The organism is Lachnoclostridium sp. An196, from assembly GCF_002160135.1.
Taxonomy (GTDB): domain Bacteria; phylum Bacillota; class Clostridia; order Lachnospirales; family Lachnospiraceae; genus Hominiventricola; species Hominiventricola avistercoris.
The window spans coordinates 1-24,527 of sequence record NZ_NFJZ01000004.1 but is presented as its reverse complement, the minus strand read 5'-3'; the positions used below and the strand labels follow the sequence as shown (position 1 = coordinate 24,527).

At 43.2% G+C, this 24,527-nt stretch carries 21 protein-coding genes and 3 pseudogenes; all 24 read right to left on the bottom strand.

Annotated features, from left to right (window positions below; translation table 11 throughout):
* Nucleotides 1-8 precede the first annotated feature (8 nt).
* Nucleotides 9-1,079 (bottom strand): CobW family GTP-binding protein, encoded by a 1,071-nt coding sequence (locus tag B5F29_RS05930; protein WP_087153742.1) that lies wholly within the window; start codon nucleotides 1,077-1,079, stop codon nucleotides 9-11.
* 130 nt (nucleotides 1,080-1,209) lie between these two features.
* Nucleotides 1,210-1,569, bottom strand: coding sequence for a 50S ribosomal protein L20 (gene rplT, locus B5F29_RS05925; protein WP_087153741.1), 360 nt, complete (start codon nucleotides 1,567-1,569; stop codon nucleotides 1,210-1,212).
* 26 nt (nucleotides 1,570-1,595) lie between these two features.
* The gene (rpmI, locus tag B5F29_RS05920) at nucleotides 1,596-1,793 is read right to left on the bottom strand and encodes a 50S ribosomal protein L35 (RefSeq protein WP_087153740.1); all 198 of its coding nucleotides are present in this window, start codon (nucleotides 1,791-1,793) and stop codon (nucleotides 1,596-1,598) included.
* 33 nt (nucleotides 1,794-1,826) lie between these two features.
* Nucleotides 1,827-2,321 carry a translation initiation factor IF-3 gene (infC, locus tag B5F29_RS05915; protein ID WP_087153739.1) on the bottom strand — a complete coding sequence of 165 codons (495 nt, stop codon included), beginning with the start codon at nucleotides 2,319-2,321 and terminating at the stop codon, nucleotides 1,827-1,829.
* Between the two features lie 205 nt (nucleotides 2,322-2,526).
* Nucleotides 2,527-3,567: a uroporphyrinogen decarboxylase family protein gene (locus B5F29_RS05910; RefSeq protein ID WP_087153738.1), complete on the bottom strand. Its 1,041-nt coding sequence runs from the start codon at nucleotides 3,565-3,567 to the stop codon at nucleotides 2,527-2,529.
* Between the two features lie 161 nt (nucleotides 3,568-3,728).
* Complete coding sequence (locus B5F29_RS05905) at nucleotides 3,729-3,899, bottom strand: DUF4250 domain-containing protein (protein ID WP_087153737.1); 171 nt, start codon at nucleotides 3,897-3,899, stop codon at nucleotides 3,729-3,731.
* A 132-nt stretch (nucleotides 3,900-4,031) separates the two neighbouring features.
* Complete coding sequence (locus B5F29_RS05900) at nucleotides 4,032-4,724, bottom strand: site-2 protease family protein (protein WP_206414180.1); 693 nt, start codon at nucleotides 4,722-4,724, stop codon at nucleotides 4,032-4,034.
* Between the two features lie 33 nt (nucleotides 4,725-4,757).
* Nucleotides 4,758-7,337 carry an ATP-dependent chaperone ClpB gene (clpB, locus tag B5F29_RS05895; RefSeq protein WP_087153736.1) on the bottom strand — a complete coding sequence of 860 codons (2,580 nt, stop codon included), beginning with the start codon at nucleotides 7,335-7,337 and terminating at the stop codon, nucleotides 4,758-4,760.
* Between the two features lie 197 nt (nucleotides 7,338-7,534).
* Nucleotides 7,535-7,663, bottom strand: a pseudogene (locus B5F29_RS17275) (ATP-binding protein); the annotation flags it as partial.
* Nucleotides 7,664-7,675: 12 nt separating this feature from the next.
* Entirely contained in the window at nucleotides 7,676-7,840 is a 165-nt protein-coding gene (locus B5F29_RS16405; protein ID WP_162608369.1) for a hypothetical protein, read from the bottom strand.
* Nucleotides 7,841-7,916: 76 nt separating this feature from the next.
* Nucleotides 7,917-8,756: a restriction endonuclease gene (locus tag B5F29_RS05890; RefSeq protein ID WP_087153735.1), complete on the bottom strand. Its 840-nt coding sequence runs from the start codon at nucleotides 8,754-8,756 to the stop codon at nucleotides 7,917-7,919.
* Between the two features lie 18 nt (nucleotides 8,757-8,774).
* Entirely contained in the window at nucleotides 8,775-9,500 is a 726-nt protein-coding gene (locus B5F29_RS05885; RefSeq protein WP_087153734.1) for a M48 family metallopeptidase, read from the bottom strand.
* A gap of 5 nt (nucleotides 9,501-9,505) precedes the next feature.
* Nucleotides 9,506-12,595: a type I restriction endonuclease subunit R gene (locus B5F29_RS05880; protein WP_087153733.1), complete on the bottom strand. Its 3,090-nt coding sequence runs from the start codon at nucleotides 12,593-12,595 to the stop codon at nucleotides 9,506-9,508.
* 79 nt (nucleotides 12,596-12,674) lie between these two features.
* Entirely contained in the window at nucleotides 12,675-12,848 is a 174-nt protein-coding gene (locus tag B5F29_RS16545) for a hypothetical protein (RefSeq protein ID WP_087153732.1), read from the bottom strand.
* Complete coding sequence (locus tag B5F29_RS05870) at nucleotides 12,848-13,366, bottom strand: dual specificity protein phosphatase family protein (protein ID WP_087153731.1); 519 nt, start codon at nucleotides 13,364-13,366, stop codon at nucleotides 12,848-12,850. The genes B5F29_RS16545 and B5F29_RS05870 overlap by 1 nt, the downstream gene beginning before the upstream one ends.
* Nucleotides 13,363-14,622 (bottom strand): restriction endonuclease subunit S, encoded by a 1,260-nt coding sequence (locus tag B5F29_RS16270; protein WP_143449125.1) that lies wholly within the window; start codon nucleotides 14,620-14,622, stop codon nucleotides 13,363-13,365. Before B5F29_RS16270 ends, B5F29_RS05870 begins: the two co-directional genes overlap by 4 nt.
* Nucleotides 14,619-15,524, bottom strand: a complete 906-nt coding sequence (locus B5F29_RS05860; RefSeq protein ID WP_087153730.1) for an S-4TM family putative pore-forming effector — start codon at nucleotides 15,522-15,524, stop codon at nucleotides 14,619-14,621. Before B5F29_RS05860 ends, B5F29_RS16270 begins: the two co-directional genes overlap by 4 nt.
* Nucleotides 15,517-16,515 (bottom strand): SMODS domain-containing nucleotidyltransferase, encoded by a 999-nt coding sequence (locus B5F29_RS05855; protein WP_087153729.1) that lies wholly within the window; start codon nucleotides 16,513-16,515, stop codon nucleotides 15,517-15,519. The genes B5F29_RS05860 and B5F29_RS05855 overlap by 8 nt, the downstream gene beginning before the upstream one ends.
* 14 nt (nucleotides 16,516-16,529) lie before the next feature.
* Nucleotides 16,530-18,065 (bottom strand): type I restriction-modification system subunit M, encoded by a 1,536-nt coding sequence (locus tag B5F29_RS05850; RefSeq protein ID WP_087153728.1) that lies wholly within the window; start codon nucleotides 18,063-18,065, stop codon nucleotides 16,530-16,532.
* The gene (locus B5F29_RS05845) at nucleotides 18,062-18,646 is read right to left on the bottom strand and encodes a restriction endonuclease subunit S (RefSeq protein WP_087153727.1); all 585 of its coding nucleotides are present in this window, start codon (nucleotides 18,644-18,646) and stop codon (nucleotides 18,062-18,064) included. Before B5F29_RS05845 ends, B5F29_RS05850 begins: the two co-directional genes overlap by 4 nt.
* A gap of 309 nt (nucleotides 18,647-18,955) precedes the next feature.
* Nucleotides 18,956-19,114 (bottom strand): annotated as a pseudogene (locus tag B5F29_RS17270) (IS4 family transposase); the annotation flags it as partial.
* A gap of 98 nt (nucleotides 19,115-19,212) precedes the next feature.
* Nucleotides 19,213-20,684 (bottom strand): annotated as a pseudogene (locus tag B5F29_RS17265) (IS1182 family transposase).
* A 246-nt stretch (nucleotides 20,685-20,930) separates the two neighbouring features.
* A complete protein-coding gene (mcrC, locus tag B5F29_RS05830) occupies nucleotides 20,931-21,962 on the bottom strand; it encodes a 5-methylcytosine-specific restriction endonuclease system specificity protein McrC (protein WP_087153726.1) in 1,032 nt (343 codons plus the stop codon).
* Nucleotides 21,959-24,145 carry an AAA family ATPase gene (locus B5F29_RS05825; protein ID WP_087153725.1) on the bottom strand — a complete coding sequence of 729 codons (2,187 nt, stop codon included), beginning with the start codon at nucleotides 24,143-24,145 and terminating at the stop codon, nucleotides 21,959-21,961. The genes mcrC and B5F29_RS05825 overlap by 4 nt, the downstream gene beginning before the upstream one ends.
* Nucleotides 24,146-24,527: the final 382 nt, after the last annotated feature.

Genomic DNA, 24,527 nt, shown 5'->3' with positions numbered 1-24,527 from the left:
CTCACCTCTTAAGCCAGTTCAAATACTTTGGTCAGTTCCTCGTCGTTCAGATGGGATCCGATCACGCAGAGACGTCCTGTATAGTCCGCCGCTCCATGGCGGATCTCGAACTCTTCCGGAACCATGTCAAAATGCAGCCAGCCGCCGTCCGTACAGGGCACAATCCCTTTCGCGCGCAGCACGATGCCGCAGTCGTCGTCCTCGGAGAGCTTATTCAGAATCGCGCGCAGCTGCTCTTCGGAATATTTATGCGGTGTCTCTTTACCCCAGCTGGTAAATACTTCATCCGCATGGTGGTGATGATGGTCGTGATCATGGTGATGCTCATGATCGTGGTCATGGTCATGATGATGCTCATGGTCGTGATCATGGTCGTGGTCATGATCATGATCATGATGATGCTCATGGTCGTGGTCATGGCAGCCGCAGCCGCACTCCTCGTCATGATCATGCTCTGCTTCCAGGTCTTCTTTCATCAGCAGATCCTGATGTTCCATAGCCGCCATGATCTGCTCGCCCTTCAACTCGTCCCAGGGCGTCGTGATGATCGTTGCGGTCGGGTTCTTTTCCCTCAGCATATTGACGCAGGCCTCTACCTTTTCATCGGACATCTTCTGGGTACGGCTGATCACGATGGTCCCCGCATGCTCCACCTGATTGTTGAAAAATTCTCCGAAATTTTTCATATACATCCGGCACTTCTGGCCGTCTACTACCGTTACGGAGCTGTTCAGTTCCACCGGCTCGTGCGCGGCTACGCCCCGGACCGCTCTGGTCACATCAGACAGCTTGCCCACTCCGGACGGCTCGATCAGGATACGGTCCGGCGCATAGGTCTCGATCACTTCTTTCAGCGCAGTGCCGAAATCTCCCACCAGAGAGCAGCAGATACAGCCGGAGTTCATCTCCGTGATCTGTACTCCGGATTCTTTCAGGAACCCGCCGTCGATACCGATCTCTCCAAATTCATTCTCGATCAGGACAACTTTTTCTCCGGCAAATACTTCCTTCAGCAGTTTCTTGATCAGCGTAGTCTTTCCGGCTCCCAGGAAGCCGGAGATAATCTCAATTTTTGTCATATCTCTTCCTTCTTTCTGTCATATTGAACTTTTTGCCGCAAAACAGACTGTCAAAGCAGCCAACAAAGCCCCTGAGATCTCACCTGCACGGTCGAAGTTCCCAAGGGCTCTTGCTATGATTCAACGTGAATTATTTGTTCAGGGCGTTCTTTGCAACTTCTGCCAGTGCAGTGAAAGCCGCTGCGTCATTGATTGCCATATCGGCCAGAATCTTTCTGTTCATCTCAACGCCTGCAGTCTTCAGGCCATACATAAACTTGCTGTAGGACAGACCGTTCATGCGGGCCGCAGCGTTGATACGGGCGATCCAGAGCTGTCTGAACTGACGTTTTCTCTGTTTGCGTCCTGCGTAAGCAGATGCCATCGCTCTCATTACAGACTGTTTTGCAATTCTATACTGCTTGCTTCTGGCTCCTCTGTATCCTTTTGCAAGCTTCAATACTCTATTGTGTTTCTTTCTAGCGTTCAATCCGCCTTTTACTCTTGCCATCTTTCTTCCTCCTTAACTTCCAAATCTTATAAATACGGTAAAATCTTCTTCATGCTCTTTACATTTGCAGCATCCACAGTGGTGGATTTTCTGAGATTTCTCTTTCTCTTCTGAGATTTTTTGGTTAAGATATGGCTCTTGTAAGCTTTCATTCTTTTCAGCTGACCGGTTCCGGTCTTTTTAAAACGTTTTGCAGCTGCTCTGCTTGTTTTTACCTTTGGCATATGTGATTCCTCCTATGAATTATCTAAATTATTTTAACGTTTTTCAGTTAAAAACATCGTCATGCTGCGGCCTTCCATCTTCGGAGCCTTATCGACCACCGCAATATCCTGGAGTTTTTCCGCGAATACATCCAGGATCTGCTTGCTGCTCTGTACATGCGCCATCTCACGTCCACGGAAGCGAAGCGTCACCTTTACCTTGTCACCCTTCTGGATGAACTTTCTCGCCGCATTCACCTTGGTGTTCAGGTCATTATCATCAATGTTCGGAGACAGACGAACTTCCTTAACCTCGATCGTCTTCTGTTTTTTCCTTGCTTCCTTTTCTTTTCTGGCCATCTCATAACGGTATTTTCCATAATCGATGATCTTACAAACCGGCGGTTTTGCATTGGGAGCAATTTTCACCAGATCCAGCTCCGCCTCCCTCGCCATCTTCATCGCTTCGCTGATTGGCATAATACCTAACTGTTCTCCATCCTTGCTGACCACGCGCACCTCACGGTCGCGGATCTGCTCATTGATCATTAAATCGCTAATAACTGTACACCTCCGCACAAAAAAAGTGGATAGAAAACTATCCACTTCTGCTCTACAAAAAACATGCCTGAACATGCGTCTGTTTCTGTATTAACCCGGGTCACCGTCTGTGCCAAGGTGAGAGTGGATACTCTTCTTTCATTTCATAACCTTGTTAACCTTAGCACAGATGAAACCCTTTGTCAATCATTTTTTAGAAAAGAATCTGCCACGGAAGACGATTTTCTTCAATCTCTTCGATCTTCAGTCCGAACTTCTCCGCGTTGTACTTGTCGATCTCGTCGCAGAGCGCCTTATAGGTTCCCGGATATACAGACCCCGGCCCTCCCTGGGTGATGCATGGGATAAAGTACTTATTCCCGCACGCCTCGCAGATATCCACTGCGGCTTTCCTGCAGTCTTCCTGCGTCCAGCCTTCAAAATCGACCATCTTATTGTCAATGCCGCCCATGAAAGCAATCTTTCCGCCGTATTTTTTCACCAGTTCCGGTACATTGTTGGACGCCATGCATCCCTGCCATACATCGATGCCCATCTCGATCATATAAGGCACCAGCGTCGCGCAGTAGCTGTCGCTGTGATGGAACACCAGTTCCACGCCGTGGTCATGGTAATAGCCATAGATCTGCTTGTAGGATTCCACAAAGAATTCCGCGAACATCTCCGGTCTCAGGAATGTATTCTTCTCCGCGCCCCAGTCATCATGATGGAAGATCGCATCCGGATGCAGATGGGAGCAGATTCCCTCCGCCAGCTTCAGCTCCCACTCGGTCAGATATTTGATCAGATCATGCATCTCGTCAGGATCAGTGATGTAATTCATCAGGGCCTGGCTGATCTCGCAGAGATGATGGGTCTGTTCGAAAAGCCCCGGCGCGATAAACGCAGCCTTGTAGGACTTGGTCCCGTCTACCGCATCATACTGCGCCTTGAACATATCCCACTCTTCCTTGGAAAAATCCAACGCAGGCGCGTGCACGTACTCTTTCCAGTTCTCAATGTCTTTCACCACAATCTTGTCCGGCGTATGTACCGGGAAAGCTCCCGGGGTCCCTGCCGGGAAGGAATTGGTCACACCCCATGCGTTCACGACATTCTCCTGTCCTTTGGCGGGAGACGGATTGTGCATCACATACGGATGAAACAATAACTGAATAGCCTCATATTGGTTCACGTAACGATCCGGATTCCCCCCGCGGATCACCTCCCGCAGATTCTCTTTTGCTGTCAGCATCTGCATATTCCTCCTTTTTCTATTCCCCTGTGCAAGCCTTTATGTCCTGTCCGCCATTTATATTTTAGTCTTTTTTAAGTATATGTCCAATGGACACTTTGTAGAATTTATGCATACCGCACAAAAACCGCCGCATCACTGCGGCGGTCCGTCCTTCAAACCTATACAAACTTATTAGTCTTTTCATCATAACGATAGTCTATCGTCTCCAGCTTCCGGCAGATCGATTCGGCGCTGACTCCGTTCGCCTCGCAGAAGCTGTCCAGACTCGGGTAGAAATCCCGAAGCTGAGTGTTTACATAGCTCAAAAGCATTACCGGATCATTCGGCATCACAGATACTCCTTCCTGTTCACCCATAAACCTTGATTTTTCGCAGCAGTTCCGGACGGTCCCGGCCGGGCGGGAAGATATGCCGTCCCGGACAGCATTATAACATGCGATTCCGCCATTTACAACCGCGGTTCAGATCACGCCGGCGCCCCCGCCTCCGACCGCATACAGCCTCAGCAGCCGCACCGCGCCGTCCCACATCAGATTATAGACCGCGCCGTCGATCGCCGACAGCGGCACGCTCAGTACGCCCACAACCAAAAGAATCAGAAGGCCCCACTGCCAGTATGGCCCCCATCTTCTATAGAGTTGATTCACGGAAGGCGCCAGCTCGCCCAGGACTTTCGACCCGTCCAGGGGAGGTACCGGAATCAGATTGAACACGCCGAGACCGATGTTGATCCGGGCGGAATACTCGGTCAGCAGTATCAATATTGTTATCAGAACCGAACCGCGGGAACCGTATTTTACCAGCAGTCCTTCCAGCAGTACGGATACAAACGCCACCAGAAAATTCATGACCGGCCCCGCCAGAGAGACCAGGATGATCCCTTTCTTCCGGTCTTTATAATAATAGGGATTGATGGGCACCGGTTTCGCCCAGCCCACATGGAAAAGCAAAAGGCACAGCGTTCCCCACAGGTCCAGATGACGAAGCGGGTTCAGAGTCAGCCGTCCGGACGCCCTGGGGGTAGGATCCCCCAGACGGTCCGACATCCAGCCATGAGCACACTCATGGCAGATGATCGCAATCAGTATCGCCGGCGCCACAAACAGCAGACTGCCAAGCTGTGCCATTAAATATCTCGAATTATAAAATAACATATCTCTTTCTCATTAAATAAACGCAGCTGTTTATCAGGAAGCGATCGTCAGGTTCTGTCCGTCGCAGTCCACCGTCATCGTACTTCCTGCCTGTACGTTTCCGGACAGGATATAGCGCGCCGCCATGGTCTCCACATATTTCTGCAGATACCGTTTCAGCGGACGGGCTCCGTACACCGGATCGTAGCCGTTCTCCACCACAAATGCTTTCGCGCTGTCCGTCAGCTGCAGATGCAGTTCTTTGTCTGCCAGACGGCGGTTCAGATCCGCGATCAACAAATCTACAATATGCCCAATGTTGTCTTTTGTCAATGGCTTAAAGAGAATAATCTCGTCCAGCCGGTTCAAAAACTCCGGACGGAAGTGGCTGCGCAGATCCTTCATGACCATCTCCTCGCTCTCCGGACGGATATCGCCTTTTTCATCGATGCCATCCAGCAGATAGGAAGATCCGATATTGGAAGTCATGATCAGGATGGTATTCTTAAAGTCGACCGTACGCCCCTGAGAATCCGTGATCCGTCCGTCGTCCAGCACCTGAAGCAGTACGTTGAATACATCCGGATGGGCTTTCTCCACCTCGTCGAACAACACTACCGAATACGGATGCCTCCGGACTGCTTCCGTCAGCTGACCGCCTTCTTCATAGCCCACATATCCGGGCGGCGCTCCGATCAGTCTGGATACCGAGTATTTCTCCATGTACTCACTCATATCGATACGGACCATATTCTGCTCATCATCGAACAGACTGGCCGCCAGTGTCTTGGCAAGCTCCGTCTTGCCCACGCCGGTGGGACCCAGGAACAGGAACGAGCCGATGGGTTTCGTCGGGTCTTTGATGCCGGCCTTGGAACGGATGATGGCGTCCGCCACCTTCTGTACCGCTTCGTCCTGCCCGATCACCCGTTTATGCAGTTCTCCGTCCAGATGCAGGGTCTTGTTCCTCTCGCTTTCGGTCAGTTTCGCCACCGGGATACCCGTCCAGCGGGAAACGATCCGGGCAATCTCTTCGTCCGTCACGCTCTCATGTACCAGCGACAGATCCTGTTTCTTAACCTTTTCTTCTTCCTCCTCCAACTGTTTCTGCAGCTGCGGCAGTTTGCCGTACTGGAGCTGGGCAGCCTTCTCCAGGTCATAATTTCTCTGGGCATTCTGGATCTCTTTGTTCACATTCTCAATGTCTTCCCTGAGTTTGGACAGTTTCTCCACAGAATGCTTCTCGTCATCCCACTGTGCTTTCTTATTATTAAACTCATCCCGCAGATCCGCCAGCTCTTTCTGCAATGCCGCCAGACGGTCCCGACTCAGACGGTCGGTCTCTTTCTTCAGGGCGGCCTCCTCGATCTCCAGCTGCAGCACTTTACGCCGCAGTTCGTCCAGCTCCGTAGGCATGGAATCCATCTCTGTCTTGATCAAAGCGCACGCTTCGTCTACCAGATCGATGGCTTTATCCGGCAGGAACCGGTCCGAAATATAACGATGGGACAGCGACGCCGCCGCAACCAGCGCGGAGTCCGTAATCTTGACTCCATGATATACCTCATACCGCTCCTTCAATCCACGCAGGATCGAGATCGTGTCTTCCACGGTAGGCTCATCCACCAGCACCTGCTGGAAACGGCGTTCCAGCGCCGCGTCTTTCTCAATATACTGGCGGTACTCATCCAGCGTCGTGGCTCCGATACAGTGGAGTTCGCCTCTGGCCAGCATGGGCTTCAGCATATTGCCCGCATCCATCGCGCCGTCTGTCTTGCCGGCCCCCACGATCAGGTGCAGCTCATCGATGAACAGGATAATCTGCCCCTCGCTCTTTCTTACTTCTTCCAGAACCGCTTTCAGACGTTCCTCGAACTCGCCCCGGTACTTGGCGCCTGCCACCAGCGCGCCCATGTCCAGCGCGAAAATCTTCTTATCCTTCAGTCCCTCCGGCACATCGCCGCGGACGATCCGCTCCGCCAGGCCTTCCACCACGGCGGTCTTGCCGACGCCGGGTTCTCCGATCAGCACCGGATTATTCTTCGTCTTACGGGACAGGATCCGAACCACATTCCGGATCTCCGAATCACGTCCGATGACCGGATCCAGCTTCTGCTCTCTGGCTTTTTCCACCAGGTCGTAGCCGTATTTATTCAAGGTATCATAAGTAGCTTCCGGATTGTCCGTAGTCACCCTCTGGTTCCCGCGAACCGTAGACAGGGCCTGCAGGAATTTCTCCCGGGTGATCCCGTTCTCCCGGAACAAGGTCTTGATCGTGGGGCTGGGGTTATCCAGCAGAGACAGAAACAGATGTTCCACGGAGACGTATTCGTCTCCCATCCTCTTGGCCTCATCCTCGGCGCTGACCAGCGCTTTGTTCAGGTACTGACCGATATACGGCTGTCCTCCGGACACTTTCACCCTTTTATTCAGGGCTTCTTCCACTCTCTCTTTAAATAATGTCGAATCTATATCCATTTTGGAGATCAGTCTGGCAATCAGGCTCTCTTCCTGGGTCAAAAGACTGTACAACAAATGCTCCTGTTCAATCTCCTGGTTTCCATACTCCAGAGCAACCTTTTCCAGATCATTTACCGCCTGTATGGACTTCTGCGTAAATTTCTGAAAATTCATAAAGCTCCTCCTTCTACTCTATACAATAAGTGTTGTTTTCATGTTCTATTAGAACTATAACACTTGTTGTTAGCAGTGTCAAGAGGCGAGTGCTAATTTTCTAAATTTTTTGGTCAAGCCGTTAATTGAAAAAGTAATTGCAGGTTTTAGTTGACATAAATGTTCCCTATTGCGTTTGCTCCTTTTTGGTCAGCCCGTTATTCTCCGATCACCCTCCAGATTTCTCTTTTCCGTGCACCTTCGCGACAGATAATTTTGTTCTCTATCAGTTTTTTCACAATTCGTTGAACCTTCGATCTGGAAAATCCTGTCATTTCCACAATCTCTTTCTGGCTTGTCTACGGAGATTTCCTAATAATTTCAACAATAATTCTTTCAGCATCATTTAAAGCTTCACCTATAGCGTCATTTAAAGCCTCATCTGATGCTTTATTTCTGCGAGCAACTCTTTCATCGATCTTATTCCTCAGAATCAGCTTCACTGCATTCGGCGTTTCCGGCATTCTTTCCACTTCTTCTGAAGCTTGTCCTTACGCTTGGTAGAAACAGTCACTTCACAGGCATCAGTGCTGTTGTCAATCATATCCTATATCCGGTTGATCTCAAACTCATAGCCCCACTGCATCCGGTGGAGATAGTCCGTACACATGCCGCCAATAGCATCTGCATTGTGGTAGTATAAGAAAACAAGTGCCTTAAAGCCTTTCTGCTTACTGTACCAGCAGAAGCCAGAATATCCACACCTTTATCCGGCCCAGCCGGACTAACGTATGTAGTGAACCCTTTTGCACGGAGAATTGCATCTACAATTCTTGCTAAGCCATGCCCTTTGGTCTTTTGGATTATCAGATTTGTAATAACCCCTAAAGCTTCATTTTCAATATCGCGGACTTCTTCATCATTCTGTAACTCCTGAAGAGTGATTTTGGGTACTTTCTTTCCCTGGTTATGTGCACTAATGACCGCTTTAATGCGATCTTCCTGTTTGATGCGACAAATCGTCATAAAGGCGCCAAAGGAATATAGGATATCCTGATCAAAAGCCGTGCGAGGAATGTCACAGGCAAACCAATCTACTTGATGTGCGTGATAGTAGGGATTGTTATTGTTGGGCAAGAATTCATAATCACCTGTGATCTTACCAAAATGAATTACCGGCTTGATCTTGCTTGGTAAAATCACAATTTCTCCCTTCTTCATCTCATGAGCGAATGGCCATACCTGACTTGCCCAGTTCATTGCTGTTTTGACCTTTACATCTACGTTGTTGTCCACGAAATACTGTTGCAAATCTTGCTTAGTGTGGAACTGCATGATTGATTCAGCTAAATTGTCCCAAGTACAGTATACTCTACTGTCCTCAAGAAATTTGTTCTCAAACTCGCCGTATCGTCCGGCACGACATAACCACATCGACATTATTTTCCCTCCTATAGCTCACAGCCAAAATGTTGCACTGCGATCCAAAATAGTTTTACGTTCTTTCCAATCAGGCATTAACATAGCCAAGAAACCATAAAAATGCTTTGAGTGATTTGGATGAATAAAATGACAGAACTCATGCATCACCACATATTCGATACAGTTTCGTGGTGCTTCCAATAAACGTTTATTCAATGTAATAACCCCTTTTTTTGCCAAGCAAGATCCCCACCGCGTTTCCATATCCCGAATTCTCAAAGTTGGCATGGACACTCCATATTTTTGAAATATCGGATAGATTTCTAAAATAATCTCGCCGAAAATAGCTCGACACTGCTCATCCAAGTAACGTGTCACCATCCTTTTCTTTTTTTCATAATCATCCGGGTTTTTCACGCAGAGGTACAGATAAATCCCATTTGATGAAATTGTTTCTTGTACATTTCTCTCCACTTTCAGTCGAACTCCTCTTCCCAACAGATAAAACGTCTCTCCACTGACATATTGCTTGGGCTGAGGAGCATACTGCGCCATCTCGCGAAACTTTCTTTGTGCCGACCAAATATAATTTCCTTTGCTCTCCACAAAATCATCAACCTTTTCGGCTGGGATATCTGAATTTGCTGAAACATAAACCGTGCAATCTTTATGAACTCGCAGATTAAGATTTTTCACCATCTTCCGCTCCAGCATGTAGTGAATTTCGTTATTTTCATATAAAACAGTTCTTTCTTGGACCATTGATGTCAAAACCTCCTAAGCGCCACTGTTTTGACATTTTCAATGATCTTATCAATGGTGTCAAAAGACAGTTTTAATCCTCGTTCTTTTTCGTAATTATAAAAAAGGTCATCAATATCCTGCGAGATTCGGTCATGGATTGTTTTATTGTTACTCCAGTCCACCTGACTATGGTTAACCACAATTTTGGTAATCTCTTCCGCAATCTCCGCCGCAAAATCAGGAGAGACCTCTGCTTCTTTCGCCTCATCAAATACTGCTGACAGAACACCGTAAAATGCCTGTGCATGGATATTATTTTTAATAGATTCCGGGTAAGTCACGGTGCTCTTTCCGACGTGATAATCTTCCATAATGGTACGCATCTTCGCCAGATATTCTGCCTCGGAGATCACTTTTTCCTTGTACTGATCCAACGCTTCTTTGATCCGTTTGGAGAAGCTGTCATAATAGGCTGGGTTTTCCTGATATTTTTCACTGATACTGCGGGTTAACTTACTGGTAATAGCATCCGCCTTTGCCCGAAGAGATCCCAACTCCTCTAATTCATGTACAAAATCATCTTTGTTTAAAATATCGATGGGACTAGTGATCTGCTTTAGGCCAGCCACCGAAAGGTGCGTATCCAGAAGATTTTGCATTAGCGGCTCATATTCTCGGTTGTCAATTGCATCGCAGTAACGGATTTTCACACTGCGGCGCACCTTGGAGAAAAATATAAATGTATTTTGGTATTGCTTCAATTCATCTTTCGGAAAGGCTGCATACGCCTGTTCTGCATTCAATACCACATTCAATGCCTTGCCGTAAGCACAAAGACGATTATAAAAGTTCTCCCGTTTCTTATCATCAACAAGATGCACTTCTACTTCTTCGATATCATGGGGATTTTTCAGATCATCAAACAGCTCCGTTAGCTGGGTATAGGCTTCTCTCAAGCCAGCCACAGATGACATAACATCCACCACAACACCCTTCAAATCACCGCCGTCGAAATTTTCGAGCCCAGCACCACTATACAAATCCATTGCGGTATCCAGTTTTTCAATCAATCCACGGTAGTCTACAATTAGACCGTAGTCCTTACCTTCATACAAACGGTTGGTACGAGCAATAGCCTGAAGCAAACCATGCTCTTTTAATTCCTTATCGATGTAGAGCACCTGACAGATGGGGGCATCAAAGCCAGTGAGCAGCTTGCTACACACAATGAGAATATCGATGTCGCCTACGCAGAACTGATTCTTCATGGACTCTTCATAAGCATCCGCATCGCCGTAGCGATTCATCATCTTATTCCAGTAGGCAATAACCTTATCGTCAGCACCTTCGTCCACATCGTCTACACCCTCCCGAAGATCAGGCGGCGAGATCACCACAGCGCAATTCAGATCTCCAAACTGTTCAAAACACTCCAAATATCGTATCGCATCCCGTTTATAATTGGTGGCCAACATAGCCTTAAAGCCGGTATCTTTGTACCCTTCAATAAAGTGTTCGTTGATATCCAGTGCAATCCGCTTAATACGGGCATCAGTGGAGGTCAATCGACGGATGCTGCTCCATTTCCGGGAAAGGTCATCCCGCTGAGTTTCCGTGAGACGTTTGGTAGTCTGCTTGAACCAAAGGTCAATATTGTCCTCGTCCACATTCTGCTGCACAAAACGGCCTTCGTAAATGAGTGGCACGATAGCCCCATCCTCCACGCCATCCTTGATGGTATATTTGTGGATCAGTTTACCGAACTTCGCCATAGTATTTTTCTCTTTTTTCATCAAAGGTGTACCGGTAAAACCGATGTAGCAGGCATTTGGAAATACCGCCCTCATTTTGGTAGCAAGCAGTCCATAGTTGGAGCGGTGACTCTCGTCCACCAGCAGAAATACATCCCGCGAAAAGTTTTTGTGCTCCATTTTCTCGGCGGTGTTGAACTTGTTGATGATGGTAGTAACCACATCTGCCTTGCCGCTGCCCAGTAGCTCTACCAGATTTCGCCCGCTGGTGGCCCGAGCCGGATTTAAGCGAGTATGGGCAAAGGTTGCAGCAATCTGACGGTCCAGTTCCTTGCGGTCTGTGACAACAACCACTTTCGGATTGCAGTTGGACAATTCCATTAAGATATACTTCGCCAGCATGACCATGGTCAGGCTCTTGCCGCTACCCTGAGTGTGCCAAATAACACCACTTTGACGATTGCCCTTTTCATTCGTCTGCTGAATGGTCTTGATAATTTCTTTTATGGCAAAATACTGCTGATACCGGCAGATTTTCTTTACATTGGCATCAAAGAGCACAAAGTACCGAATCAGCTCCATTACTCGTTCTTTGCTGAACAAAGAAATCAGATTCCGGTCCTGCTCGGTGGGAGAGCGGTCGGTCACATAATGTGCCAGTGCCTCTTCCAAAAAAGCGGTGTTTTGCTCTTTCCACACATTCCAGAATTTCTTGGGTGTCCCAGTAGTGCCATACTTTACACCATTCTTGTTGGTTGCCATCACGATTTGAGCAAACTTATACAGCTGTGGAATGTATTCTTTCTGTTGGTTGCGGATGTTCTGTTCCACAGCCTGCTCAACGCTAATCTGGGGCACTTTGCATTCAATGACAGCAAAAGGAATACCATTGATGAACAGCACGATATCCGGTCGAGCATTGTGGAGCTTGTCTCGACTATCTACCGCAAATTCCTCAGTAACATGGAACAAGTTGTTTTCCGGGTGTTCCCAATCAATATATTTCAAATTAAAACTGAGTGTTTTTCCCTCACCCACAGTCTCTGGGTAACTTTTACCAAGCAAAAGAGCGTTATAAATTTTTTCACTAGTATGCACTAAACCATCAGTTAAAGGCTCATCTAGATCTTCCATAGCACGTTCAATATTAGCGGCTGAAAACTCATTTTCCGCACCAGCGAAAGCATAACGGTTAAGCCGACGCAACTGCCCCCGGAGAATATCTCTGAGCAGCACATGGTACCGGCTGCCTCTCTGCACCTCGCAGTCCTCCGGTGTAATATAGGTATAACCCATGGACCGTAGCAGATCAATAGCCGGCTGCTGGCTGATATTCTTTTCTAAGTACATGGATTTGTCCATGGTTGCCTCCTTTCGGAAATATCAATAAAAACAGGAATAGCGGGACGAGAAATCCCGCCTCGCTCTACTGTCTCTGGATTTACTTTTCTTTGCGGACTCCCTTAAAAGGCGTTCCATTCTTTTTGACATCCATAAAACGACCGGTATCACTGTCCCGCTTTACCCATTGTTTTGTAACAGGGTTAAAAGTCTGAGAACGGTCTCTTACCGCTCCATTTCTATGTCCATCACCACTAGGGGAATTGGTTGCCATTATGTATTCACCTCCTCTGCCGAATTCTGCACAAAGTCTCTCCAAAGAGACTTAACAGTCAAAAATATGTTTCTTTTGGGCATATATGCAGGGTACATTTTCCTTAGTTTTTGAACAGATGTATCGAAGTCAGCATATTCAAATGTTCCCAAGCGTGCAATATATAGTAAGCCAATAGTTGGGGCTCTCGATTCTCCTTGATTGCAATGGATAAGGATTTTATACCCCTGAAGTCTATACTCATCCAAGAAAGAAAAGGCAGTTGTAAACATGTCTCGATTAAAGTTCAAATAATTTTCACTAAAACGATCCATGTCAACAAGATTAAGCGCCATTTCATTTTCAATGCGCTTTAATGCATAATCGGGATGGGTAGAAGGTAAATTACCACGATACCCCACAAATTGGCAGTGAAATGGATGCTTACAACAATGAAGAACTGCCCAGTTGTTCTCTCGCTGTATTTCATAGTAATCTCTCTCATTGCCAATAAAAATGTCATGATATATTTCTTTCATACTTTCACCCTCACAATGCCTGTCAGCAATAACTGCATCAGGGCTTTTTTCTTTTGTATTTCCTGTTCAATATCCTGTCGGAGCAAGTCCATTTCTTGGTCAGCAGCAGAAAGGACTTCGGCAATAGCGATTTGTTCCTCAATCTGAGGAAGGGAAATCTCAAACTTTAAGAAGTCTTCCGGTTTTACGGCCATACGTTCATATACTGTGCCCTCTTCATATTTTCGAACAGCATTAATAAAGTCCCAACGCATGACATAATTAGCCAGGTATTCTCTGCAAACATTTTTTCTCACTTCAAATGTTACATAAATTGGAGAGAATATTGCATCTCCAAAAGTATTTTCACAAATTACGCCGAATTTCAAATTTGCAGGATTATAACAAATATCCCCTTTATGTGTAATCTTATATTCCTTGTCTTCATCTCTTACAAGATGATCTCTATCATACCGTTCATTTTTAGGAAAAATCCCTTGTGTTGATAGTGTAACATGTGGATACTCCAACCCCTTGGTGGAATATGTTTTTCTTTCATACAGTATATTTTTTAATTTTGTTTTTTTCCACTCTCCACAAAACCCATGCAGGCGCTTTTTTCCAGTCAAAAGCTGCTGCATGAGATACTTTTTCTGCTGCTGTTTTTCGGTAAGGTGCTTTTCTTTCAACTCAATCACCTTATCTTGAGTCATCAGGATCGCGGCAATTTTTTGTTGTTCTTCAATGGACGGCAGTATAATTTTGCTCTTCAAAAAGCGATTTTGTCCCAAAGTTTTGTTTCGTCCTGCACCTCCTGGAGATGCCGCTTCTAGAATATTGGTTCCGCGCTTTGTTAAAAAATAATAAATCAGGTAATTGATATCAACTCTATCATTTACAGGACGGTACATTGGAAAACGATGAGAACCAATCATTCCTATTTCAGATTGTGTGGTCTTCCCAATTGCCTGTTCCCATGCGAAAACAATATTAACTATAAAGCAGTCCGGCTCAATCCAAAAGACAGACTTATTTCCCAATGCTTCTCCCGTAACAGGTTCTTTATAGAAAAGGCCCTTTCCATGGGAACGAATACCGATTTGTGTGTACAATTCGTTTGGCTCAACCTCAACAGGCCTTTCAATACGTTGGAGGCAGTCTCTAAGCATGTGCACATTCCAGTCAACAGGAAGAATCCCTGCTTTTGTTTTTTTGTATCCATCCGGAATATTTCCGTGCCGAATCTGCTCAATTATATCTCTTGTTCTTAATTTCATTTTTGCTCACCATTCTCTTGACTCAAATTAACAATGGTTTCTGCAATACTATCTTCTTGCTTCTGATGTTTTCTCTTTCGCATTTTATAAAACCAATCTGGAATAAGAAAACCTACTTCTCGTCTTTCTCGAATCTTATATTGCAAATCAATCAATTCTTGTTTAATAGACACATTGTTATCCCCTGATAATTTATTTTCAATTTTATCGCAAAAAGCATCGATTTTCTTCAAAAGTGAATTACTTTCAAAGACCTCTTTACAGACAGAATATATATATTCTACAAGTGGTGTTAACCATGATAAAATACATATTAACTTTATAAAGTTTGGATTGACGATAAACATACTTGCAACCATAGCAACAACTGCAACTAATAAAATACCAAGTTGAAGACAAATATAAGATTTATGCAAGCCGTAGTCCCATCTTACATTTTCTCGTTGACAGTGAAAAACCTGAGCTTCACCTGACAAAGATGAGTAATCACTATACCAATTTTTCATATCAGAAGTATCTACACCTGAGAATTTACTTGTCGTCTTTGCAAGATCGGTCTTATTGGGCAATTCACCCCATTCAGATGTAGCACCCCCTATGATTGAGGAAAAAAGCGTTACATCAATATATTGTTGTATAGAAGCAGCGTGCTTTTTATGAGATGAAATATAACCATCTGAGTATTTGTTAAACACAACCAAGCTCACTGCAAATAAACTGGATAAAGCAGATAGTGTATCACAGTCCAAAATAGACACAACAACAGAAAAGATCGCAAACGCAAGAGTTATGATTGACTTCAACTGATTGGCTCTTTTGGCCTGAGAATATTCATCTCTTTGTGCCAACTGACATTCGAGTAAAAATTTTTCATTCTGCTGGGCATAAATACTGTTATCCATATGTTGGGAAGTCGCTTCCAAAAATTTCACCCCACTTTTTAATTGCTTCTTTATGGTTACTAGCCTTTTCTTGTTCCCAGGCTTCACAGGCCTTTTTGTAGTCTGTCTGTGCCTTTTGCTGAAGGCACAGTTTATCATCTACACTGAGGTTATTGATATCACCTTGTATCTCTTTCATGTCATATACTGGACTCAAAATATGACTCGCTATATAATTTAACGCATCGCGAAAACGAAAATCGATATACTCACTCAGTTCCGTTTGGGAATCTGCAAAATTTATAATCATAGTCTCGAGCATATATGACGGTAGTGTTTTTGCGTTCTTTACTTTATTCCATTTTTTGCAAAGGCGGATTAACTCCAACACGCGCCCATCTTTACTTTGGTTTGTGCTTGTAACATGCTCTTTGTCTTTATCGGGAGCTGTCTTTTTCCAATTGCCATTTCCGTTCGGAATTAAATAGTATGACCTACCATCACTTTCTTCCACCGTATGAAAACATGGTACAATATCAAAAGACCATTCCTTCGATTTAAGATTTAAAATAATGGCTTCACCGTTTCTGCGAATCTCAGAACGAGAATATTCCCTTACCGATTCTAATTTTTTCTTAAATTTATTAGATACCTGGGTACTGTTAAGTGTTCCGTCTTCACGTGTACAATCTTTTTGTGCTTCATTAGTTGTACTTGCAGTTATTCTGACTTCGTCCCATGGATCATCGGAGTAATACTTTGCACCATTAGCAGCAATACCAATCATCAAATCCACATCATCAAGTTCACGGCATTTGGTTCTTCTCGCAAATGAACCAAAGTGTACATTAAAGCTATCACACAAATCAAAGAAACCGTCTCTATTATCAAATTCAGCGATATTATCAAGCAGGTTGTCTCGACTCGTTCTTGCTTTGCATACAACATCCGGATCAAGATTGACGATATCTTTCATAAATTCAACAAATGCATTGTTAACTGTTGTAGCCAACTTCCTTTACCTCCCTAAATTCCTAATTCATCCAGATATTTTTTCATCTGCGTTTGAACATTAACTAGTTCAGCCTCAATACTGGCAATACTCCGCTGTACCTCATCAATATCCACCAGTTCTTCTTCCTCAAAAGTATCCACATACCGGGGGATATTCAGGTTGAAGTCATTCTCTTTGATCTCGTCGAAGGAGGCTACATAACTATATTTATCCTTGTTCTGCCACACTTGATAGGCCTCCACAATGCGTGTAATGTCGCTGTCTCGCAGAACATTTTGGTTCTTGCCCTTCTCGAAGTTTCCATCTCCGGAAGCATCAATGAACAACACATCTCGGCAAGTGCGATTCTTCTTGAATACCAAAATACAGGCTGGGATTCCAGTGCCGTAAAACAGATTGGCCGGTAACCCGATAACCGCATCCAGTAGATTCATTTCCACAAGCTGACGGCGTATTTTTCCCTCGCTAGCTCCGCGGAACAGGACACCATGCGGCAACACCACTGCCATGCGACCATTTTCCGCATCTAAGCTGGAAAGCATGTGCAACACAAAGGCGTAATCGCCTTTGGAAGTGGGCGGTACTCCCCAATCAAAACGGTGATACTGATCCAGTTCAGCGGACATTTTTTTCTTGCCCTTACTGTTTACCTCGGCTTCCGATAAGAAACCACTATCCCATTTATCCAGACTGAATGGGGGATTCGCCACCACGACTTGAAATTTCATTAAATTATCATTCTCGACATTCTGAGGATTGGAGAGGGTATCTCCCTGCCAAATTCTAGCATCATCCACACCGTGCAAAAACATATTCATTGTACAGAGAGCCCAAGTCTGTGCGTTGAGTTCTTGTCCATAAATAGCAACTTTTCCGTTGGGAACTTTCTTATACGCTTTCAACAACAGGCCACCGCTCCCGCAGGTAGGATCATAGATCCGGTCGTTCTCCCTGGGCTTTACCAATGAGGCCACTAGCTCAGAGACCTGACTGGGCGTGAAAAATTCTCCGCCCTTCTTTCCTGCGTCAGAGGCAAACATAGCAATCATGTATTCATAAGCATCCCCAATGATATCGTCAGCGCCCAGCTGACTTGGTCGCAAATCAAGACCATTGAAGTCCTCCAGCAGATTCCTCAAGGTTGTATTCTTCTCTTTGGGCTCACCAAAATCCACCTGGGAATTAAAGTCAATGGCCCGGAATACATTGCGCAACTTTCCGCTGTTGTGTTCCTCAATATAGTTCAAAGCCACATTGATTTTCTGGCCAATTTCCGCATCATTTCTATTGGTATAAAGATAGTCGAAAGTGGACTGCTCGTCCATTGAAAAACGCTCTCGGCTCATGGCACGCTCTACCCGGCGCATATCGCCATCATATTGTTTGATATAGTCCTCTCGTTTCTCCTTAGAGACATCGCTTAGGTATTTCACGAACAGCATAGAAAGAATATAATCCTTATAACGGGAGCTATCGATCTTTCCACGAAAACTATCACAGGCATTCCATAGAACCTGTTCAATATCTTTTCTCGTTGTCATCTTCATTTTCCTCTCTTTTCTCTTTTGTATTCCTGATCTAACAGACTCGAATACAACTTTTCTTTTTCTGCTGCCAATTCTTTAAGCAGCTGGCTTTCCTTCTTTGCCAGCAAATTTAGCTGTGCAATTTTTTGTTGAACCTCAGTAGGAAGAAGCACAAGCTCAAAGTCCATAAGAAATTTTGCTTTTATTGCTCCAAGCATATTACTAGTCGTATTCTCGTAGATTTTATGCTTCACCTTTTGGGTATTAAGCAACCAAAAAAGATACTCTGGGAGCAACCGTTTATCTTCTATTCTAATCACCACAAAGTTTGAGGATATCACCATTCCTGATGTAGTGTCATCTATCAAAACTGCCGTATAAGGTGCAGTAAGACGGACAACAATATCTCCCTGCCTGGAAAGGTACTCTTCCTTCAGTAACTCTTTCGCTTCATAGATATCCGCTTTGTGTAGGTCAATGTTACCCTCCTGCTGAATGCAACGTAAATTGATTAAAGGATACCGGTAATCTGTCGGCTCCTTGGATTGTTTTCTTGACAAAACTAATCCACTGCGGACACCCGCAAGACTCTGCAATTTCATCTCATCACCTCGTTTGTCATGATTGATAAATGACAGATGTCATCTAAAAAAATACTCTTCTTGAGATAAACCTATTATATTTTAACCAATTGAATTTGTCAAGAACAGGTTTGTCATGATACAAAAATAACATCACGGACATATCACAATATACGCTTCGTTATATTTCAAAAATATCCACTAATTGATTTCCAGACTTTCTTTTTACCTTTAATTATTTTACTCAAACTTCGCACATAGATTTTAGCTATACACCTTGAAAATTCAATATCTGGCAGGTATTCGATTATCAAAGTTCTATCCTTTGCCCTATGCCGCCTGAAGCTGTGTCTTCAATAAAACAGGCAACGTGTCCATGAATGCATCAACCAATTCGTTGATCTTTTCTTCGGTCAGTTCTGTGTTGTCCTTAAGGATAGACCGGAACATCTGGAGCAGCATGTGAAATGCCTGTATCCATGTGATATCAAGGGCACTGAAAAACTTCCATTTTTTCTTAAGTGGAAGTTTTTCTTTTAGATTATTTTCAATTCTTTGTTTAGAAAAATCACAAAAAAAGCCATGGTTTACTCCATAGCCAGCTCCTCTAATCTTACTATTCGTTTTATATTTGCTGTAAATGCCGTAAAATACATTTGCAGATGCATAGCAAATAGACCTCTCGAATCTGCTCTGCGCAATCCGTGAGCTTCTTTTAATTCTCCATTCTTTTCTTCTATTCTATGCCGGATCTTCATTCGCTCCTTGAAATATTCACTTTCTTCAAATTTAAGTCTTTCAAGGTTTTTCTCGCTTGCCTGCGTAATACTGTAACTTCGTATTTTTGCCTTTGATTTCCCCACATAGCAATTCTCTTTTTGCGGACATTTCCGGCATTTAACTTTACTAAAGATATACCTTAAATAAGTGTTTCCATTTGAAGCCGACCTTTTTTCTATACGTGTAGAAAGTTCTCCAGCAGGACATTGCAACATACCTGCATCTTTATTGAAACAGAAACCTTCCTTAAGTTCACCATTTGCGGCAGCCGCTACCGCTGTGTTCGTTCGGGCTATCAGCGCTATTTCTTGTCCGCAGGTTTTCAGATTATCATCACTGACATATGCCATATCGCCTATCACTTCTGCAACTTGTATTCCGTTTTCCTTTGCTTTTTCTATCAATTTTGGTAATTCCTGTCCATCTGGTGCTCCTCCGTCTGTTACGCTGATCCCCGCAATGAAACGTTCTTCTGTCATCGCAAGATGATTTTTATACCCATAAAATGTACTGGTTGCCGTCTTGTGTCCAAACCGTGCATCTTTATCATCTTTGGAGCGGATTTCCTTGAGATGTTCGTCTTCTAGTAGTTTTTCATCTCCTGCGAGAGTTTCCGTATTTTTTTATTTCCGCAGGTTTCTATTCCTTCTTCCAGAGTCTGGAGTAGTTCTTTAGTGTAGGCAATTTCTTCATCCAGTCCTGCTTCCAAAGATGGTTTCTCGGGAAATAGCTCTGATAATTCAAAAGCTGTTTTATAAATCTCTTTCCGGAGTTGTTTGCTCATATCCCGCAGAATCTGCGTTGGGGATTTTGCCCGAACAGACGCAAGTGTATGAGTAGAATCAACGATAATGGTTCCCGATTTGATCAGTTTTTTGTCTAACGCTTGTTGAATAGTTTCTTTCAGCATTTCTTCCAGGATATCTTCTGTAATACGAGTTTTTCTGAATTTTGTAAGAAGACTGGGATCTATCATTTTTGCTTCCGGTTCCAGATCAAGGAAAAATTTAAATGCCATGTCCGTCTGGGCGCTGCTAATCAGAGCTTCATCAGAAAGATCATACAGTTTTTTCAGAAAAAGCAGTTTAAACATCATCTCCGGCTCCTTCGCCGGGCGACCGAAATTTTCACAATATTGCTTACGAAGCATTGGATTTACAAAGCTGAAATCTATATTTTCTTTTATTCTCCGCAAAAGATGATCTGCAGGAATGATTGCATCGTAAAGCCCCTGATATGGTGACAATGATAATTGTAACTGTGAATGATCTTTTAACATGGCAGCCGCTCCTTCCGTATATTTCTATTATAAAGGAAATACTAAAAAAAGCCCAATTCTTTTTTAGAATCAGACTTTTTCAGTGCCCTTTAAATACGAGGGATACAGCGATTTTTTCTTTTCTCAACTGTCAAAGATGGGATTATATCACTACGTTATAGACCATACAATGAAATCCATTTCACGCTGTTTTTGATATCTTTCTTTCATGACATTTTTCTCCAAAGTTAAGGTTAACATTTTTCTCTACTGAAAATATTCTTCCACTATCTCGTCCAACTGCTCAGCAATCTTCTCAAAATCACAATCTAAATCCAGCGTTTTCACGCTAATCGTATTTCCACTCATCTGATATGTGTAATTGGGAAATATCCCTTCATCTGTCTTTGCATACAGCAACATTCCCGAAACAACGTGTGGCTTGTCAGAGAGTTCCTCTTCTTTATTCTTTACATATGTAAAAATCTGATATAAATTTGCAGAATGAATGGTATGTGTATCAAACCTGGTCTGCAACATATGCGAATAATATTTCGCGTCAATAATAAGAAATTTTTCTCCTCGACTCAACATGATATCTGTCTGCATTACCGGAAGCATATCATCCATATCGTTATCTAGCTGCCATGGAATCCGTGATGCATTTGCTATAAGTTCGGGATGTTCCTTTCGATAATACTCCAATATAAACTTTTCATATAAACGGCACATTCTCTGTTCATCCAAGAAATCCATAAGTCTGGTAGTCCCGTTTTTATTTGTTTGAAACAGCCCTTTTATTACCAGATAACAAATAGATATCAACATTCTATAAGTCTGATTGTTTCTATTATAATGAATATTCCAATCGATCATATATACATCTATATCATCAACCTCACTGAAAAAGATTATCTGCTTTCGTAATTCCTTTTTCCGCTGTTTTGAAATATTGGTATGCATAAGCAACATTACCGTAGCTTTGATTATCTGGTTCATCTTTGAATTAACAGAAAACTCATCATAGGTACAGACCATCTGATTCCTCAGCATAGTCATTGTCTTTATTGATTCTGGCACATTAATCTTCCCTTTTAATGCAGATAACGTTTCTGTCTCAGATATATATTCCCGACCAAGCCCTCGTTTCAATTGCGATGAAATGCCTCGTATCAGAATCGCCGCACATAAATCAGCCATATTATAAAATTGTTCTGTAGCAATGTTCTTATAGCCCTGCTCATTAAGTACCTGAAAGGCATAAGAAAGCATATAATAAATATTCTGTATAGGTATCACTTAATAGCACCCCTAAGATTGTTCGTCCATTCTTGTACTTTCAAAGGTTCGTCAAACCAATACTCTTTTAGCATTGGAATTAATTCATATTCAACAATATCAGATAAAATTTTATCCGATATATGCTCCAAATCACAAAAATAACTATGCCCAATGCAAAATCCTTCACCAAGAGAATCATCTTCCGAAATTACTCTGTTCAAATTTTCAACTGTAACGATAAGCTTATCAAACTTTTTATTTGCCAGCTTCTTTCTATACTCACGGAATCCATCCGAAGCAAATCCTGGTTTCATATCAAAAAATGCAAATCTTCTGCGCAAAGCATAATCCAGCATTGCCAGACTTCTGTCCGCAGTATTCATCATACCAATAATATATACATTCTTTGGTACAAAAAATTTCTCATCTGAATAAAGAAGCTGCAATTCATTTCCACGCTTATCATTCTCAATCAGCATGAACATCTCTCCAAAAATCTTGCTTAAGTTTCCTCGATTAATCTCATCTATGATAAAAAAATACTCATGCTCTGGATCATACTGAGCCTTTTTGCAAAAACTATAAAATGATCCCTTTTTAATCTCAAATCCACCAGAAGCGACGGGACGAAATCCCTCAATAAAATCTTCATAGGAATAACTTTGATGGAACTGTACCAGCATAACTCTATTCGGATTTTTTCTTCCCATCATAGAATAGGCAAGTCTCTTTGCAACGAATGTTTTTCCCACTCCCGGAGCTCCTTGTAGGATTACATTCTTCTTATTTCTAACAAGTCCCACTAGTGTATCATAATCTTCCTCTCCCATATAGACTCGATCCTTTCCATCTTCTTTTCCATTCAAAAAATTGATTTTAGTATATTCAGGATATTTAGAGTCATCGCCGTCCTCTTCCACTATGTCATCCTCTGTTTCAAACAGAGCATTAAGTTTCTCAATAGAATCCGTATATGCAGTAATATCTGTCAGCGTCTTTATAACCGCTTGTCCTGGATATGGCCATTCTCCTTTATCAGTCCAATCAACTTGACGAATGTTTTTAAATGAATCTTCGACGCTGTCATCAAAAATATAATCAGATTTAACAATACCTCTCCCAATAATCTGGTACATGCCCTTTTTTACAAAGATCACATCTCTAGGCTTCATTTCATTTACGAACTGCCATGTGGCAAGTGCTGTATTTATATAAGAACGTGAAGGATCAAAAGTCTCCTTCATTTTCTTTTTCATCTCTTCTTTGCTGGCAAACATCTTTAAATCACCAATTTCTCCCCAACCAATCGCCATAATGCCACTCTTATAAAACTCGTCCCATTTATATGCGTTATCACCTGGTGAATATACCCAATAATGAACTGAATCAACATCTTCATCTGCAAGCGCAATACCTTTGTCGTCTCGCTGGCTTTGAATCTTAGCCTCTTTTTCCCCTTGATTTACCTGTACAGAACGCTTCCATGCCTCATACGAGAGTTCTATAAAAGTTTTCAACATACTACGTTCGCTCAACAAATACTTTTGAAGTTTCTCGGAAATATCAAAATATAATTTTGCTGAAATCTTTTGTTCAATCTTAGGAAGAGTGTCAACAACATCAGCCGGAATCTTTCCGGATTCATAAATATACCAAATATTTCTACTGTCAAGATTAAGAAATATATTCGGAGCAATCCAGTACAAACCCATAGTAATTTTACTATTACCATTTCCCTTCAGGTTAATAGCAAGATCAAAATACTTTGAAAAAATTTGCCGCTTATCATCGGTTGGTGCTTCTGCATATTCCAACGCGTTTCTAAAGAGTTCCCAGAGATTATCAACATCTTCCGATCCCCTGTCTCCTATCCAATAATAAAACGTTGCATTCTGGTTATTTAACACCGGAATGGCATCAAAAGAGGTAGGAATCGTAGTGCTAATAGCAAGTTTCTTTGCAAACGCTGTAATGATTTTTACCCTATTTGATTCCTTTAACTTACTCTTATTAAACAAACCAAATACGGTAAAGGGATCTATGTCCACAATCTGATTATCTTTCTCCAGCGTAGGCAAGTTAATTTCAATCTCTTCATATACTTTTTTTATGATTTGAATCAGATCAGCCCGCTTATCTCTATAGTTAAGTAAGGCTTTAGCGAAATCCCCGTAAAAATCTATCCAGTCAAATTGTGCCATTAGATACCTCCTCAATATGTTCATTCTTATCAAAGCAGGCAGAACACCTACCCTGCATTTCTTTTATATTATAGCATTGCTCTGCTTACTCTACACTCTAATCTATGATTTCTTTTCTGGATAATGGTTCAATCCCTTGTCTTATTTCGCTGCACCATTTTCACAAAAACCACCCGATTCATGGCAAGATGCAAGACTACTAATTCCCTAATTTTTCTGCGTATCTCAAAAGTTATTATGAAAACTCACTATGCTGACAACTTTAAGTATCATACTAAGACTTCCCATACCCAAAATGGGCTTCGCACCTTGAAAATTCAATACTTCAGCTAACAAAAATAGCGATTTATGCCACTATAGCCTCTGGATGGAGTGCATTACG

What these genes read in the sequence shown, in the direction of transcription:
- B5F29_RS05930 (WP_087153742.1), bottom strand. Translation starts at nt 1,079, where the DNA reads ATGACAAAAATTGAGATTATCTCCGGCTTCCTGGGAGCCGGAAAGACT.
- rplT (WP_087153741.1), bottom strand. Translation starts at nt 1,569, where the DNA reads ATGGCAAGAGTAAAAGGCGGATTGAACGCTAGAAAGAAACACAATAGA.
- rpmI (WP_087153740.1), bottom strand. Translation starts at nt 1,793, where the DNA reads ATGCCAAAGGTAAAAACAAGCAGAGCAGCTGCAAAACGTTTTAAAAAG.
- infC (WP_087153739.1), bottom strand. Translation starts at nt 2,321, where the DNA reads ATGATCAATGAGCAGATCCGCGACCGTGAGGTGCGCGTGGTCAGCAAG.
- B5F29_RS05910 (WP_087153738.1), bottom strand. Translation starts at nt 3,567, where the DNA reads ATGCTGACAGCAAAAGAGAATCTGCGGGAGGTGATCCGCGGGGGGAAT.
- B5F29_RS05905 (WP_087153737.1), bottom strand. Translation starts at nt 3,899, where the DNA reads ATGCCGAATGATCCGGTAATGCTTTTGAGCTATGTAAACACTCAGCTT.
- B5F29_RS05900 (WP_206414180.1), bottom strand. Translation starts at nt 4,724, where the DNA reads ATGTTATTTTATAATTCGAGATATTTAATGGCACAGCTTGGCAGTCTG.
- clpB (WP_087153736.1), bottom strand. Translation starts at nt 7,337, where the DNA reads ATGAATTTTCAGAAATTTACGCAGAAGTCCATACAGGCGGTAAATGAT.
- B5F29_RS16405 (WP_162608369.1), bottom strand. Translation starts at nt 7,840, where the DNA reads ATGCCGGAAACGCCGAATGCAGTGAAGCTGATTCTGAGGAATAAGATC.
- B5F29_RS05890 (WP_087153735.1), bottom strand. Translation starts at nt 8,756, where the DNA reads ATGTCGATGTGGTTATGTCGTGCCGGACGATACGGCGAGTTTGAGAAC.
- B5F29_RS05885 (WP_087153734.1), bottom strand. Translation starts at nt 9,500, where the DNA reads ATGGTCCAAGAAAGAACTGTTTTATATGAAAATAACGAAATTCACTAC.
- B5F29_RS05880 (WP_087153733.1), bottom strand. Translation starts at nt 12,595, where the DNA reads ATGGACAAATCCATGTACTTAGAAAAGAATATCAGCCAGCAGCCGGCT.
- B5F29_RS16545 (WP_087153732.1), bottom strand. Translation starts at nt 12,848, where the DNA reads ATGGCAACCAATTCCCCTAGTGGTGATGGACATAGAAATGGAGCGGTA.
- B5F29_RS05870 (WP_087153731.1), bottom strand. Translation starts at nt 13,366, where the DNA reads ATGAAAGAAATATATCATGACATTTTTATTGGCAATGAGAGAGATTAC.
- B5F29_RS16270 (WP_143449125.1), bottom strand. Translation starts at nt 14,622, where the DNA reads ATGAAATTAAGAACAAGAGATATAATTGAGCAGATTCGGCACGGAAAT.
- B5F29_RS05860 (WP_087153730.1), bottom strand. Translation starts at nt 15,524, where the DNA reads ATGGATAACAGTATTTATGCCCAGCAGAATGAAAAATTTTTACTCGAA.
- B5F29_RS05850 (WP_087153728.1), bottom strand. Translation starts at nt 18,065, where the DNA reads ATGAAGATGACAACGAGAAAAGATATTGAACAGGTTCTATGGAATGCC.
- B5F29_RS05845 (WP_087153727.1), bottom strand. Translation starts at nt 18,646, where the DNA reads ATGAAATTGCAGAGTCTTGCGGGTGTCCGCAGTGGATTAGTTTTGTCA.
- B5F29_RS05825 (WP_087153725.1), bottom strand. Translation starts at nt 24,145, where the DNA reads ATGGCACAATTTGACTGGATAGATTTTTACGGGGATTTCGCTAAAGCC.